Origin of the sequence: Pseudomonas sp. NFACC13-1, from assembly GCF_900104425.1 — a bacterium.
Classification (GTDB): Bacteria; Pseudomonadota; Gammaproteobacteria; order Pseudomonadales; family Pseudomonadaceae; genus Aquipseudomonas; species Aquipseudomonas fluorescens_AA.
In genome coordinates this window covers 163,612-176,563 of record NZ_FMXV01000001.1, presented here as the reverse complement: position 1 = coordinate 176,563, position 12,952 = coordinate 163,612, and the positions used below count along the sequence as shown (strand labels likewise).

General features: G+C 61.4%; 13 protein-coding genes. 5 read left to right on the top strand and 8 right to left on the bottom strand.

Features of this window, described 5'->3' with window-relative positions; all coding sequences use genetic code 11:
* Positions 1-65: 65 nt before the first annotated feature.
* Both BLQ55_RS00850 and BLQ55_RS00845 read right to left on the bottom strand, forming a co-directional pair.
* Positions 66-1,421: a tryptophan--tRNA ligase gene (locus BLQ55_RS00850; RefSeq protein ID WP_092204152.1), complete on the bottom strand. Its 1,356-nt coding sequence runs from the start codon at positions 1,419-1,421 to the stop codon at positions 66-68.
* A 24-nt stretch (positions 1,422-1,445) separates the two neighbouring features.
* Complete coding sequence (locus tag BLQ55_RS00845; RefSeq protein ID WP_092204153.1) at positions 1,446-2,075, bottom strand: alpha/beta hydrolase; 630 nt, start codon at positions 2,073-2,075, stop codon at positions 1,446-1,448.
* Positions 2,076-2,222: 147 nt separating this feature from the next.
* On the opposite strand from BLQ55_RS00845, the gene BLQ55_RS00840 reads away from it, so the two are divergent.
* Positions 2,223-2,660 (top strand): Z-ring associated ZapG family protein, encoded by a 438-nt coding sequence (locus tag BLQ55_RS00840; protein ID WP_092251856.1) that lies wholly within the window; start codon positions 2,223-2,225, stop codon positions 2,658-2,660.
* 230 nt (positions 2,661-2,890) lie between these two features.
* Here BLQ55_RS00840 and BLQ55_RS00835 read toward each other — a convergent pair whose 3' ends face one another.
* The gene (locus tag BLQ55_RS00835; protein WP_092204154.1) at positions 2,891-3,628 is read right to left on the bottom strand and encodes a YiaD family glycine zipper/OmpA-like lipoprotein; all 738 of its coding nucleotides are present in this window, start codon (positions 3,626-3,628) and stop codon (positions 2,891-2,893) included.
* Between the two features lie 148 nt (positions 3,629-3,776).
* The gene (locus tag BLQ55_RS00830) at positions 3,777-4,952 is read right to left on the bottom strand and encodes an aspartate aminotransferase family protein (RefSeq protein WP_092252122.1); all 1,176 of its coding nucleotides are present in this window, start codon (positions 4,950-4,952) and stop codon (positions 3,777-3,779) included.
* A gap of 98 nt (positions 4,953-5,050) precedes the next feature.
* Between BLQ55_RS00830 and BLQ55_RS00825 the strand changes: the two genes are divergently transcribed.
* The 4 genes from BLQ55_RS00825 (at position 5,051) to BLQ55_RS00810 (ending at position 8,869) form a co-directional block, all read left to right on the top strand.
* On the top strand, positions 5,051-5,974 hold the full coding sequence (locus BLQ55_RS00825; protein WP_092251854.1) for a LysR family transcriptional regulator: 924 nt from the start codon (positions 5,051-5,053) through the stop codon (positions 5,972-5,974).
* Positions 5,975-6,176: 202 nt separating this feature from the next.
* Complete coding sequence (locus BLQ55_RS00820; protein WP_092251852.1) at positions 6,177-7,190, top strand: sensor domain-containing diguanylate cyclase; 1,014 nt, start codon at positions 6,177-6,179, stop codon at positions 7,188-7,190.
* 91 nt (positions 7,191-7,281) lie between these two features.
* Entirely contained in the window at positions 7,282-8,073 is a 792-nt protein-coding gene (locus BLQ55_RS00815; protein WP_092251850.1) for a DUF72 domain-containing protein, read from the top strand.
* Between the two features lie 91 nt (positions 8,074-8,164).
* A complete protein-coding gene (locus BLQ55_RS00810; protein ID WP_092166168.1) occupies positions 8,165-8,869 on the top strand; it encodes a hypothetical protein in 705 nt (234 codons plus the stop codon).
* Between the two features lie 184 nt (positions 8,870-9,053).
* Here BLQ55_RS00810 and cyoE read toward each other — a convergent pair whose 3' ends face one another.
* From cyoE to cyoB, 4 genes are read right to left on the bottom strand one after another with little or no spacing between them, the layout of a single operon-like run.
* Positions 9,054-9,941 (bottom strand): heme o synthase, encoded by an 888-nt coding sequence (cyoE, locus tag BLQ55_RS00805; protein ID WP_063324463.1) that lies wholly within the window; start codon positions 9,939-9,941, stop codon positions 9,054-9,056.
* A gap of 11 nt (positions 9,942-9,952) precedes the next feature.
* Positions 9,953-10,288, bottom strand: a complete 336-nt coding sequence (gene cyoD / locus BLQ55_RS00800; protein WP_014340102.1) for a cytochrome o ubiquinol oxidase subunit IV — start codon at positions 10,286-10,288, stop codon at positions 9,953-9,955.
* Positions 10,289-10,915: a cytochrome o ubiquinol oxidase subunit III gene (locus BLQ55_RS00795; RefSeq protein WP_003178126.1), complete on the bottom strand. Its 627-nt coding sequence runs from the start codon at positions 10,913-10,915 to the stop codon at positions 10,289-10,291. It abuts the gene before it with no gap.
* 3 nt (positions 10,916-10,918) lie between these two features.
* Complete coding sequence (gene cyoB / locus BLQ55_RS00790) at positions 10,919-12,949, bottom strand: cytochrome o ubiquinol oxidase subunit I (RefSeq protein ID WP_092204160.1); 2,031 nt, start codon at positions 12,947-12,949, stop codon at positions 10,919-10,921.
* Positions 12,950-12,952: the final 3 nt, after the last annotated feature.

The window sequence follows — 12,952 nt, the reverse complement described above, 5'->3', positions numbered from 1 at the left end:
AGCGATGGCCCAGAGGAATGGCAATCGGCCCTTATTCGGGCCGATGGTCGGATGACGCGCCGCGATCAGTCCTGGGCAGGCGTCAGGGCAACGCGCAGCGCATCGATGGCCGCATCCCGGGCGACGCTGTCGGCGAAGGCCGGGCTGTTCGCCACGCACTCACCGTCGAGCCAGACGCTGAAACCCAGGTCGTCGCTGCGTACGTCCAAGGATTGGCCGGATTGCAATTGCTTGGTCACCTGCCCTGCGGTCTTGCCGTCGGCAAAATTGTTCGAGAGCAACAGTTGTTCGCCATCGGCAGAAAGCAGGCGGAAACGGAAACTGCCGTCATCCTCGCGGAAGCTGACGAAACGTGCCGCCTTGGCCGCTTTCTTTTTGGCCTGGGTTGCCACCTGGACCTGGCTGACGAACGAACGCAGGCCAACCGCCTCGCGCAGTTCGTTGAGGAACGGCGTTGCCACGGCCCGGGCCTTGCTCGCGCCCAGTTGCAGGATGTCTTCAAGGTCCGACGGGCGTTCGATGAACTGGTGATAACGCTCGCGCGCTTCACCCAGCTCATTGTCGAGCAACTGGAACAGGCGGTTCTTGGCTTCGCCCCAACCCAGGCCTTGCAGCAGTTCGCTGCGGAACTCGGCGGACTGTTCGGCAGTGGCGAAGGCCTGGAACAGGGTGAACAGGTGCGAATTGTCCGGATCCTTGGCTTCGCCCGGGGCACGGGAGTCGGTGACGATCCGCGAGATCGCGTCCTTCATGTCTTTGGCGCTGCTGAACAACGGGATGGTGTTGTCGTAGCTCTTGGACATCTTGCGGCCATCGAGGCCCGGCAGCGTGGCGACGCTTTCCTCGATCAGCGCCTCGGGCATGGTGAAGAACTCCTTGCCCTGGCCGAACAGGTGATTGAAGCGCTGGCCGATGTCACGGGCCATTTCCACGTGCTGGATCTGGTCGCGACCGACCGGGACCTTGTGGGCATTGAACATCAGGATGTCGGCGGCCATGAGGATCGGGTAGCTGTAGAGGCCCATGGTGACACCGGCGTCCGGGTCTTCCCCGGCCTCGACATTCTTGTCCACCGAGGCCTTGTAGGCGTGGGCACGGTTGAGCAGGCCCTTGGCCGCGACGCAGGTCAGCAGCCAGGTCAGTTCCGGGATCTCGGGAATATCGGACTGGCGATAGAATGTCACGCGGTCGACGTCCAGGCCGCCGGCCAGCCAAGTGGCGGCGATCTCCAGGCGCGAACGCTGGATACGCAGCGGGTCATCGCACTTGATCAGGGCGTGGTAGTCGGCCAGGAAGTAGAACGAATCGGCGTTGCTGTCGCGGCTGGCGAGGATCGCCGGACGGATGGCGCCGGCATAGTTGCCCAGGTGCGGGGTGCCGGTGGTGGTGATGCCGGTCAGGATACGGGTACGCGTCGTCATGGGTTATCGCTTGTCAGACTGCTATCAATTCGAGAGGCGCGGCAGGATCAGATCCTTGAGATCGGTCAGCTTGCCATGAAAAAAGTGTCCGCATTCTGCCACTTTCAGCAGCTCATGGGGGCGTTGGAGCGTGTCGGACCATTCGTAAACCAACTGCGGATCGACCACTTCGTCGGTTTCCGGCTGGATCACGGTCAACTCGCCACCGGTCGGCAAGGGCGATCGCTCGTCCAGGCGCATCACCGCCGGGGCCACCATGAACAGGTGCTTGACCGGTCGCCCCTGGGCTTCCAGGCGCCCGCCCAGGCTGGCGGCGACAAAGCCGCCGAAGGAAAAACCGAACAGGGTCAGGGGCAGTTGCGGGTATTTTTCACGCAACCATTGGGCGACAGCCTGGGCGTCATCCACTTCGCCGGTGCCCATGTCATGGGTGCCGGCGCTGGCACCTACACCACGATAATTGAAACGCAACGTTACCAGCCCAGCATCACGGGCAGTGCGTTGCAGGGTCGAGACCACTTTGTTGAGCATGGTCCCGCCTTGCACCGGGTTCGGGTGGCAGATCAGCGCCAGGCCACGGGGGGCCTCGCTGTCCAGGTACAAGGCTTCCAGTTGGCCCACGGGGCCATCGATGACGACAGGGGTTTCGCGCATAAGCAAGGGAAAGAACTCCGTGACCCCGAATTGGGTCGACTCGTCTAGCTAAAGTCTGTGCCTGGCATGATTGCGATGTTCTTCGCGGTATACAGCGCAGGTCCGAGCCGTTAACGTAAAGCAAAGCCGTTTATAGAGGAAGGACTCGTGGAACACTCGCTCTTAGTTTGGTTGTTGCCGACTCTTGCCCTGGTTGCCGGTGTCGCCATTGGATTCCTGCTTGCCCGACTGCTGCCCAATGCGGTGCCCAACAGCACGCAACGTCAGCTGGACGACATTCAGGAACGTTTCGACAGTTATCAGAATGAAGTGGTCACCCACTTCAACAGCACCGCTTCTCTGGTGAAAAAACTCACCCAGAGCTACCAGGATGTCCAGGATCATTTGTCCGAGGGGGCCAATCGCCTGGCCCTGGACGAGCAGACTCGCCAGCGCCTGCTGGCCGCCCTGCAAGTCGATGCGGCACAGACTCCACGGGAACGCCTGACCCCACCAAAAGGGATCCAGGAACCGCCGCGGGACTACGCCCCCAAGGCCCCGAATTCGCCCGGCATGCTCGATGAGCATTACGGTTTGAAGAAGTAATCTGCGAGCGACACCCAAAAGCCCGCCCGATCACATGATCGGGCGGGCTTTTTTTAGTCCAGGAAAATCCCGCTGTGGGAGCGAGCTTGCTCGCGATGATGGCGGTATCCCACATCACCGGCTCAGGCAGACCGCTATCGCGAGCAAGCTCACTCCCACAGGGATTGGCGCCAACCACAAAAAACGGGGGCCATGTCTGCATGGCCCCCGTTTCATTTACCGCCCAGCGGTCATGGGTACTGCTGGTAAGTCTGCCCCTGCTGCTGCGGCGGCGCCTGGTATTGCTGGCCAGGAATGGCCTTGAGGTTGACCTCGACACGACGGTTTTGCGCGCGGCCATTGACGTCGGCGTTGCTGGCCACCGGGTTGTCCGGGCCGGCGCCGCGGGCCGAGAGGTTGGCACCGCTCACGCCCTGGGACGTAAGGTAGGTCGCCACGCTCTGGGCACGGCGCTGGGACAGGTCCATGTTGTGCTGGCGGCTGCCGGTGCTGTCGGTGTAACCGACGATCTCGATCTGGTTCTGGTTGAACTCCTTGAGGGAGTTGGCCAGGTTGTTCAGCGGCTGGTAGAAGCTGGACGCGATGTTCGCCGAGTCGGTGGCGAAGGTGATGTTGCCCGGCATGATCAGCTTGATCTGGTCGCCCTGGCGCTGCACTTCAACGCCGGTATTGGCCATGCTGGCGCGCAGTTTCTTTTCCTGCTGGTCGGCGTAGTAACCGTAGCCGGCCGCGGAAGCCCCCACCACCGCCGCACCGATCAACGCACCCTTGCCCCGGTTATCGTGACCGATGGCCGCACCGGCCAACGCCCCCGCCAGTGCACCGAGGCCGCCGTACTTGGCGGTTTTGCTCATGCCCGAGGATTCGGTAGAGGCCTGGCCCTGGTTGTCATAGGGGTTAGGCGACGCACAGCCGGACAACAAGGCCACAGCAGTAGCGACAACGATCAAGCGACGCGAGGTGAACATGGAATGCTCCTGGTTTCAGTCTGGGTGCCAGGGCGTAGGCAATCGACTCTGGCAGGCGTTGGAACGCGGCAATCGTTAAAAATTCCGTCCCGCTGCGTTGCGCTTCGCCCGGCTGCGTCATAAGAAACCGTCGTCTGGGCCGGTTGCCTCAGCCCTGCGCCAGGCAGCGGCTCACGCCCCTGACGATCATCTCCACTTCCCGCCCATCGATCGTCAGCGGCGGCAGCAGGCGAATGGTCTGGCCCCGGGTGACATTGATCAGCAGGCCGTGGTCCCGGGCGGCGCGAAGGGTCAGGTCGCGGACCGGTTGCTTGAGTTCGATGCCGATCATCAAGCCCTGGCCGCGAATCGCCAAGACATTCGGGTTGTCCGCCAGCTCGGTCCGCAGCCGGCTCAGCAATAGTTCGCCCTGGTGCCTGGCGTTCTCCACCAGCGCTTGTTCCTCGATGATGTCCAACACTGTGCAACCGACCCGACAGGCCAGCGGATTGCCGCCGAACGTACTGCCATGGCTGCCAGGGGTGAACAGCTCGGCAGCCTTGCCCCGTGCCAGGCAGGCACCGATGGGCACACCGTTGCCCAGGCCTTTGGCCAGGGTCATGACATCCGGCACGATGCCCTCGTGCTGGAACGCGAACCATTGGCCGGCGCGGCCGATGCCGGTCTGGATCTCGTCGAGCATCAACAGCCAGGCGCGCCGACTGCACAACTGCCGCAAGGCCTTGAGGTACCCCGGTGGAGCGAGTTGCACACCGCTCTCACCCTGGATCGGCTCCACCAGCACCGCGACGATGCGCTCGGCGTGAGCCTGTTGAATCTGTTCCAGCGCCGCGAGATCGCCGAACGGTACCTTGAGGAAATCCCCCGGCAACCGGTTGTAGCCCAGCCGTACGGACGGACCGTCACTGGCGGACATGGTGCCCAAGGTGCGCCCATGGAACGCGTTGTCCATGACCACCACCAAGGGCTGCTCGATGCCCTTGTGCCAGCCGTAGAGGCGCGCCAGCTTCAGCGCGGTTTCGTTGGCCTCGGCACCTGAGTTATTGAAAAACGCCCGCTCCATCCCCGACAGTTGGGTGAGCTTTTGCGCCAGGCGTTGCTGCCAATCGATGCTGTACAGGTTGGAGGTGTGCAACAGCAGGCCGGCCTGCTCGCTGATGGCGGCCACCAGCCGCGGGTGGGAATGGCCGACATTGGTCACCGCCACGCCCGCCACCGCATCGAGATATTCGCGACCGTCCTGGTCCCACAGGCGCGTCCCCAAGCCATGGGTGAAATTCAGCGCCAGGGGTTGGTAGGTGGACATCAGGCAGGCAGCGGTCATGGCATCAAGCTCCATCGGGTGGTTTTTTCCAGTATGGTTAGCCACCAAGGCTGGATAAACGCTGCTTTACTTCAATCATTTAAAAGCTGAGCTTGATAATGGACCTGTTCCAGGCAATGACCGTTTACGTGAAGGTGGTAGAAACCGGGAGCCTGACGGCGGCGGGCCAAGCGTGCGAAATGTCCACCACCATGGTGGGCAATCATCTTCGTGCCCTGGAGCAACGCCTCGGCGTGCGCCTGATCAACCGTACGACGCGGCGCCAGCGCCTGACAGAATTCGGCTCGGCCTACTACCAGCGCTGCCTGGAAGTACTGGGGCTGGTGGCCGACTCCGAACGCCTGGCCGAACAGACCCAAGGCGAGCCCACCGGCACCCTGCGCATCACCGCGCCGCTGACCTTCGGTACCGAACGCCTTTCGCCGGCACTGGCCGAATTCAGCCAGCGCTTCGTCCAGGTCAAGCTCGACGTGGTGCTGACCAACCAGCGCCTGGACCTGCTCGACCATGGCTTCGACGTCGCTATCCGCCTCGGCCATCCCGACCCGAAACTGATTGCCCGTCCGTTGCTGGACTACACCCTGACCATCTGCGCCTCCCCCGCTTACCTGGCCCGGCGCGGCACGCCGGAACAACCGGCGGACCTGCAACGACACGACTGCCTGTCGTTTGCCTATTCGGCAGCAGATGAATGGCGCTTCGCCCAGGATCACTGGCCCATCAACGGGCCGGACGGCGAGATCAAGATCCCGGTGAACGGGCCGATGCTGATCAACAGTTCCTCGGGCCTGCATCGCGCCGCCCTGGCCGGGATGGGCGTGGTGATGTTGCCCGACGCCCTGGTGGCCCAGGACCTGAAGGGTGGGCACCTGGTGGCGTTGCTGCAGGGCTACCAATTGCCCCATCGGCCGATGAGCCTGATGTACGCGCAGGATCGCTACCGCTTGCCGAAACTGCGCAGTTTTGTCGAGTTCGCTCTGGAGAAATGGGGCAAACCCCAACTCCCAACCCCAACCGAATGACGACGTAGGAGCTGACGAGTGCAACGAGGCTGCGATCTTTCCCCAGACACTTGAGTCCCAAGCGAAAGATCAAAAGATCGCAGCCTCGCTTCGCTCGACAGCTCCTACGCTCAAGGCGTCCCCGGCTAGTGACCCCGCGCCCCATCAGCTACTCTTCCTCTTGGACGAGCATTTTGATATCAGGGCCGACGAGGAAACGACGATGGGAGACGCCTCGAACATCGACATGCTGCGGTTCGACCTGTCCGATCTGGACGAAGGCGTACTGCACACCATTCTGGAACTGGTCAGCGACGGCATCTGGGACTGGAATGCCAACACCGGCTTCGTCTACCGCAACCCCGGCTGGTACACGATGCTTGGCTACCTGCCTCATTCACTGGACAACACCGTGCTGACCTGGGAAAGCGTGATCCATCCGGAGGATTACCCACGGGTCATGGCGTTGTTCGACGACTACCTGGAACAACGATCCCACCGCTACCAGGCCGAATACCGTTGCCGTATGCGCGACGGGTCCTACATCTGGATCGAGGATCGCGGCTACGTGATCGCCCGCAACCCGGACGGCACGGTGGCCCGCATGATCGGTGCCCATCGCAGTATCGATGACAAGAAGCGTCTGTTCGAACAATTGGAACGGCGTAACAAATCCTTGGAAGCCATCATCGAAGAACGCACCCGCGAACTGTCCCGGGTCAATCATCAGTTGCAACTCCAACTCGACGAGAACCGCAGGCTTGCCGAAACCGATGCCCTGACGCGGGTCGCCAACCGTTATCGCCTGGACCAGGCGCTGCCGCTGGCCTGTGAGCGCGCTCAGCGTTTCCGCGAGCCGTTGGCGCTGATCGCCATGGACGTCGATGACTTCAAGGACATCAACGATCGCTACGGCCACGCCTTCGGTGACGCAGCGCTGGTGCAAGTGGTGCAGAGCGTCAAGCGCTGCGAGCGCGGCAGTGACTTGCTGGTGCGCTGGGGCGGTGACGAATTCATCATGATCTTGCCCAACACCACCCTGGCCGACGCCCGCCTGCTGGCGGAAAGCATTCGTCGTGGCCTGTCCGACCTGCTGCCGCTGGGCGACTTTCAGATCACCATGAGTTTTGGCGTGGTGCAGCGCTTGGAAGATGAACAGCATTCGGCGTTGCTGCACCGGGCGGACCAGGCACTGTATCGCTCCAAGATGGCGGGCAAGAATGTGATTTGCGAATGAACGGTACCCCGGGCCAAACACGAAAAAGAATGCAGACATGAGGCGTTTGCAGCGGTCATAGGCTGTATACCTTGCGATCAGGCCCGCACCCTTGCCAACTCGACTTCCGTCCTCCTCACGCCTTTACCTGGGTTGCGCCGGCTGGTCGCTGCCCCGGGAGCATTGGCCGGCCTTTACTGTCGACGGGACGCATTTGCAGCGCTACAGCAGCCGGTTCCCCGCCGTGGAGATCAACAGCTCGTTCTACCGCCCGCATCGCCCCGCCACGTACGCGAAGTGGGCCGACAGCGTTGCCGGGGACTTCCGCTTTTCGGTCAAGGTGCCCAAGCAGATGACTCACGAACGGCGGCTGATCGACTGCGAAGGGCTTGTGGATGAATTCCTGGGGCAATGCTCGCAACTGGGAGAGAAGCTTGGCTGCCTGTTGATTCAGCTGCCACCGTCGCTGGCCTTCGAGGCTGCCGTGGCCGAAGTATTCTTCAAGGCCTTGCGGGACCGTTACCAAGGTCATGCGGTGCTGGAGCCGCGACACCCGAGCTGGCTTGTCCCCCAGGCCGCGACGATCCTGCAAGACGCGTGCATCGGCCGTGTCGCCGCCGATCCGTCACCCTTGCCCGGCGGCGATCGCCCCGCTGGCTGGCCTGGCATTCGCTACTACCGGCTGCACGGTTCGCCACGGATCTACTACTCAGCCTACGAAGACGCCTGGCTGGAGCGCCTCGCCCGCACGTTGCAAGCCGACCCCGACACACCGACCTGGTGCATCTTCGACAACACCGCCAGTGGCGCCGCGACCGCAGACGCGTTGCGCTTGATAGACCTGATGCAGGACGCAAAGCCGTCACCGGCAACAAATGGTCAGTTGCTGCCGGTCCGACCGTGACAACACCGCTCGGGTCCAATAGATTAGGCGACCGGAAAAAAGCTCAATGCCTTTCTCGCCTCATCCCGCTAACAGAAGTAGTGAAATTTCAATGTCCGATTCCAACACCGCTGAATCCGTAGTCACCCTGTCGTCCAAAGCGGAATACGAAAACTCCATCAATCTTTCACAGCATCTGCCCCAGGCCAAAACCATCAGCGAAATGGTCCTCGATGCGTTCCAGTCGAACCGCGAAAGCGACCAGATCCGCGAACTGCGCAACGCTATCCGCCAGGCCCACGATGCCTTCGACGACGACAAGGCCTACGAACTGATGGGCCAGCTCAAACAACTCAAGGACGCCGAAGCCGCCGACTTCGCGGCCCTGGAAGACCTGAGCAGCCGCTTCCCGATCAGCCGCATCCTCTCCAGCTACAAGGACGACCCATCGTTCCAGGAACTGGTCTACGGCCTGGCCCTGAAAGTGCTGAACCAGACCCACCAGGCCATCAGCAACCCGAGCGGCAGCAAGGGCAAGGCCTCGCGGGCCAAGAAGGAAGCCGAAGTGTTTGTCATCAGCAAGGACGGCATCAGCGTCACCCTGCCCCTGCGCACACCGCGCTCCAAGCCGAACGTCGACCGCGAAGCCTTCGAGTTCCTGGGCTTCAACTTCATAGGCGAAGGCGACGAAGCCGAGTTGGAAAGCGAAACCTTCCTGGACAATGACGGCACCGAACAACCGGCCACCCGCAAAGGCATCGTCACGGCGTTGCAACAGCAGAAAGCCTTCGACGGCTACAGCATCGCCCAGCAATAAGCCTCACCCGAGGCCATTGTGGGAGCGAGCTTGCTCGCGATGAGACCGGCACAGTCAGCACTCATGCAGGCTGAACCACCGCTATCGCGAGCTCGCTCCCACAGGAACATCGACAGCCCGCCCCCCCATGAAAAAGCCCCGCGCTTCTCTCGAAGGCGGGGCTTTTTCATGCAGCGTCTGAAGCTTAAGGCGCATACGTCAGCAGCAGCTCACTCGGCACTTTGAAGTCCAGGGACATCATGACGCTCAGGGCGGTGATGGTGAAGATCGAGAACACGAACAGCTTGCGTGCCCAGACCGTGTCATCCACCGCCTTGTAGCCGGTCCAGGCCATGTACAGCCAGTACATGCCCATGGCGGCGGCGACGGCGAGGTAACTCATGCCGGCGTAGCCGCTGAAGGTCAGCATCAAGGTCGCCACCAGGAAGGCCAGGATGTAGAGCAGGATGTGCTTCTTGGCTACCAGGATACCGCGCTTGACCGGCAACACCGGAATCGAGGCCGCCAGGTAGTCGTTGAAGCGGAAGATCGCAATGGCGTAGGAGTGCGGCATCTGCCACAGGCTGAACATCACCAGCAGCGTCAGCGCCGCCATGTCGAAGCTGTTGCTCACCGCCACGTAGCCGATCACCGGCGGCATCGCTCCCGACAGGCTGCCCACCAGCGTGCCGTGGACCGACTTGCGCTTGAGGTACAGGCTGTAGAGGCCGACGTAGATGACAAAACCGATCACCGCGAACAACGCCGCCAACGGATTGGCCACCCAGTACAGCAGCGCCACCCCGGCCACGCCCAGCACCGTGGCGAACGCCAGGGCCAGTTGCACCGGAATCAGGCCCTGGACCAGCGCCCGATTCTTGGTGCGTTCCATCTTGATGTCGATGTCGCGGTCGATGCAGTTGTTGAACACGCAACCGGACGCCACCACCAGGGAAGTGCCGATCATCGCCGCCAGGAAGATGGCCAGATCGACATGCCCTTTCGAGGCCAGGAAAAACCCGCCTGCCACAGAAAGCACGTTACCGAAAATGATCCCCGGCTTGGTGATTTGGATAAAGTGCTTCAGGGACATCCGGACTTTCCTCAGTGCGCCATCATGTTGGTGTGGATGCTGAACATGATCCACAACGACAGGCCAACCAGCAGGACAATCACGATCGCGGCAAAGACAAACGCGACCACGTTGTTACGTTGGGCGGCGGAGCGGTCCAGGTGCAGGAAGTACACCAGGTGCACCAGGACCTGGACCACGGCGAAGATCAGGATGATCCACAGGGTCAGGCTCTTGGGCAGCGAGGGGTACATCACCAGGCCGAACGGGATGACGGTCAGGATCACCGACAGGATGAAACCGATGGCGTAGGACTTGACGCTGCCGTGGCCGGCGTCATGGCCATCATGGGAATGTGCGTTAGCCATTTACAGGGTCCCCATCAGATAAACAACGGTGAATACGCAGATCCACACCACGTCCAGGAAGTGCCAGAACAGGCTCAGGCAGCTCAGGCGCGTCTTGTTGGTGGCGGTCAGGCCGTTTTTCTGGACCTGATACATCATGATCGCCATCCAGATCAGGCCGCTGGTCACGTGCAGACCGTGGGTGCCGACCAGGGTGAAGAACCCGGACAGGAAGCCACTGCGGTTAGGACCGTAGCCCTCGGAGATCAACATGTGGAACTCGTTGATCTCCATGCCGATGAAGCCGGCACCGAACAGGAAGGTCATGGCCAGCCAACCCAGTACCTGGGTTTTCTTGCCTTTGAACAACGCCAGCATGGCGAAGCCGTAGGTGATCGAACTGAACAGCAGCAGCGCGGTTTCGCCCAGTACATAAGGCAGTTCGAAGATGTCGTGGCCCGACGGGCCACCGGCGACGTTGTTAACCAGCACCGCGTAGGCCGCGAAGATCGACGCAAACAGAATGCAGTCGGTCATCAGGTAGAGCCAGAAACCGAATACGGTCATCTCGCCCGAGTCGTGGTGATGGTCATCGTGCCCATGGTCATGACCATGGGCGTGTCCAACATTGGTCACTAAGTTCGACATGGTTTAAGCCTGTTCCAACGAGGTTTCAACACGGGTGGCGGTGGCGGGGACTTTCCCGGCCGCTACCAGGCGCTTGTGCTGCTCGGCTTCGATGCGCTCGATGACATCCACCGGCACCATGTAGCCCTGATCGTCACGGGCGGCATGGATCACGAAATACACCACGGTGCCAACCAGGCTGGCGATGGCCAGCCACCAGATGTGCCAGATCATCGCGAAACCGAACACGGTCAGCAGCGCGCCCATGACCACACCGGTAGCGGTGTTGTTGGGCATGTGGATCGGCTCGTACTTGGCCGGGACCGGATACGCGGTACCGTTTTCCTTGGCTTCGGTGAACGGGTCGATCACGTCCGCTTTCGGCAGCACGGCAAAGTTGTAGAACGGCGGTGGCGAAGAGGTCGACCACTCCAGGGTATGGGCATTCCACGGGTCGCCGTGTTCGCACATGTTCTCTGGCTTGTTGCGGTCGCGTACGCTGACGTACAACTGGATCAACTGGCAGGCGATGCCGACAGCGATCATCACCGCACCGAACATGGCGACGTACAGGTACGGCACCCACTCAGGGTTGGTGGTGGTGTTCAGGCGACGGGTCATGCCCATGAAGCCCAGTACGTAGAGCGGCATGAACGCGACGAAGAAGCCGGTGATCCAGAACCAGAACGCAGCCTTGCCCCAGCCTTCGTGCAGCTTGAAGCCGAACGCTTTCGGGAAGTAGAAGGCAAAGCCGGCGATGTAGCCGAACACTGCGCCGCCGATGATCACGTTGTGGAAGTGCGCGATCACGAACAGGCTGTTGTGCAACACGAAGTCAGCGCCCGGGATGGCCAGCAGTACGCCGGTCATGCCGCCGATGGCGAAGGTCACCATGAAGCCCAGGGTCCACATCACGTGGCTGGTGAAGCGCAGGCGGCCCTGGTAGATGGTGAACAGCCAGTTGAACAGCTTCACCCCCGTCGGGATCGAAATCAGCATCGTCGCCAGGCCGAAGAAGGCGTTGACGCTGGCACCCGAACCCATGGTGAAGAAGTGGTGCAGCCAGACCATGAAGCCCAATACCGAGATCGCGCCGGAAGCGTAGATCATCGAGTGGTGGCCGAACAGTTTCTTGCCCGAGAAGGTCGAGATGACTTCGGAGAAAATCCCGAACGCCGGCAGGATCAGGATGTACACCTCAGGGTGACCCCAGGCCCAGAACAGGTTGACGTACATCATCGGATTTCCACCCAGCTCATTGGTGAAAATGTGGAAATCCATGTAGCGGTCAAGCGTCAGCAAAGCCAGGGTAGCGGTCAGGATCGGGAAGGAAGCGACGATCAGGACGTTTGCCCAGGTGCAGGTCCAGGTGAAGATCGGCATGTCCATCAGCTTCATGCCAGGGGTACGCATTTTCACCACGGTGGCGAGGAAGTTGACCCCCGTCAGCGTCGTACCCAACCCGGATAGCTGTAGCGCCCAGATGTAGTAATCCATCCCCACGCCCGGACTGTATTGCAAGCCCGACAGCGGCGGATAGGCCACCCAGCCGGTCTTGGCGAATTCGCCAACGCCCAGGGACAGGTTGATCAGCACCACGCCGGACACCAGCAGCCAGAAGCTCAAGGAGTTCAGGAACGGGAAGGCAACGTCACGGGCGCCGATCTGCAGCGGCACCGCAAGGTTCATCAGGCCGGTGAAGAATGGCATCGCCATGAAGATGATCATGATCACACCGTGGGCGGTGAAGATCTGGTCATAGTGTTCAGGCGGCAGGTAGCCAGGCGAACCCTCGGTGGCCATGGCCAGCTGGGTACGCATCATGATGGCGTCGGCAAAACCGCGCAGCAGCATGACCATGGCGACGATGATGTACATCACGCCGATTTTCTTGTGGTCGACCGAGGTCAGCCACTCGGTCCACAGGTAGGTCCACTTCTTGAAATAAGTGATGCCTGCAAACAATGCCAGACCACCGAGCGCGATGATGGCGAGGGTCACCATGACAATCGGCTCGTGGAACGGGATCGCTTCCCAACTTAATTTACCAAACATCGT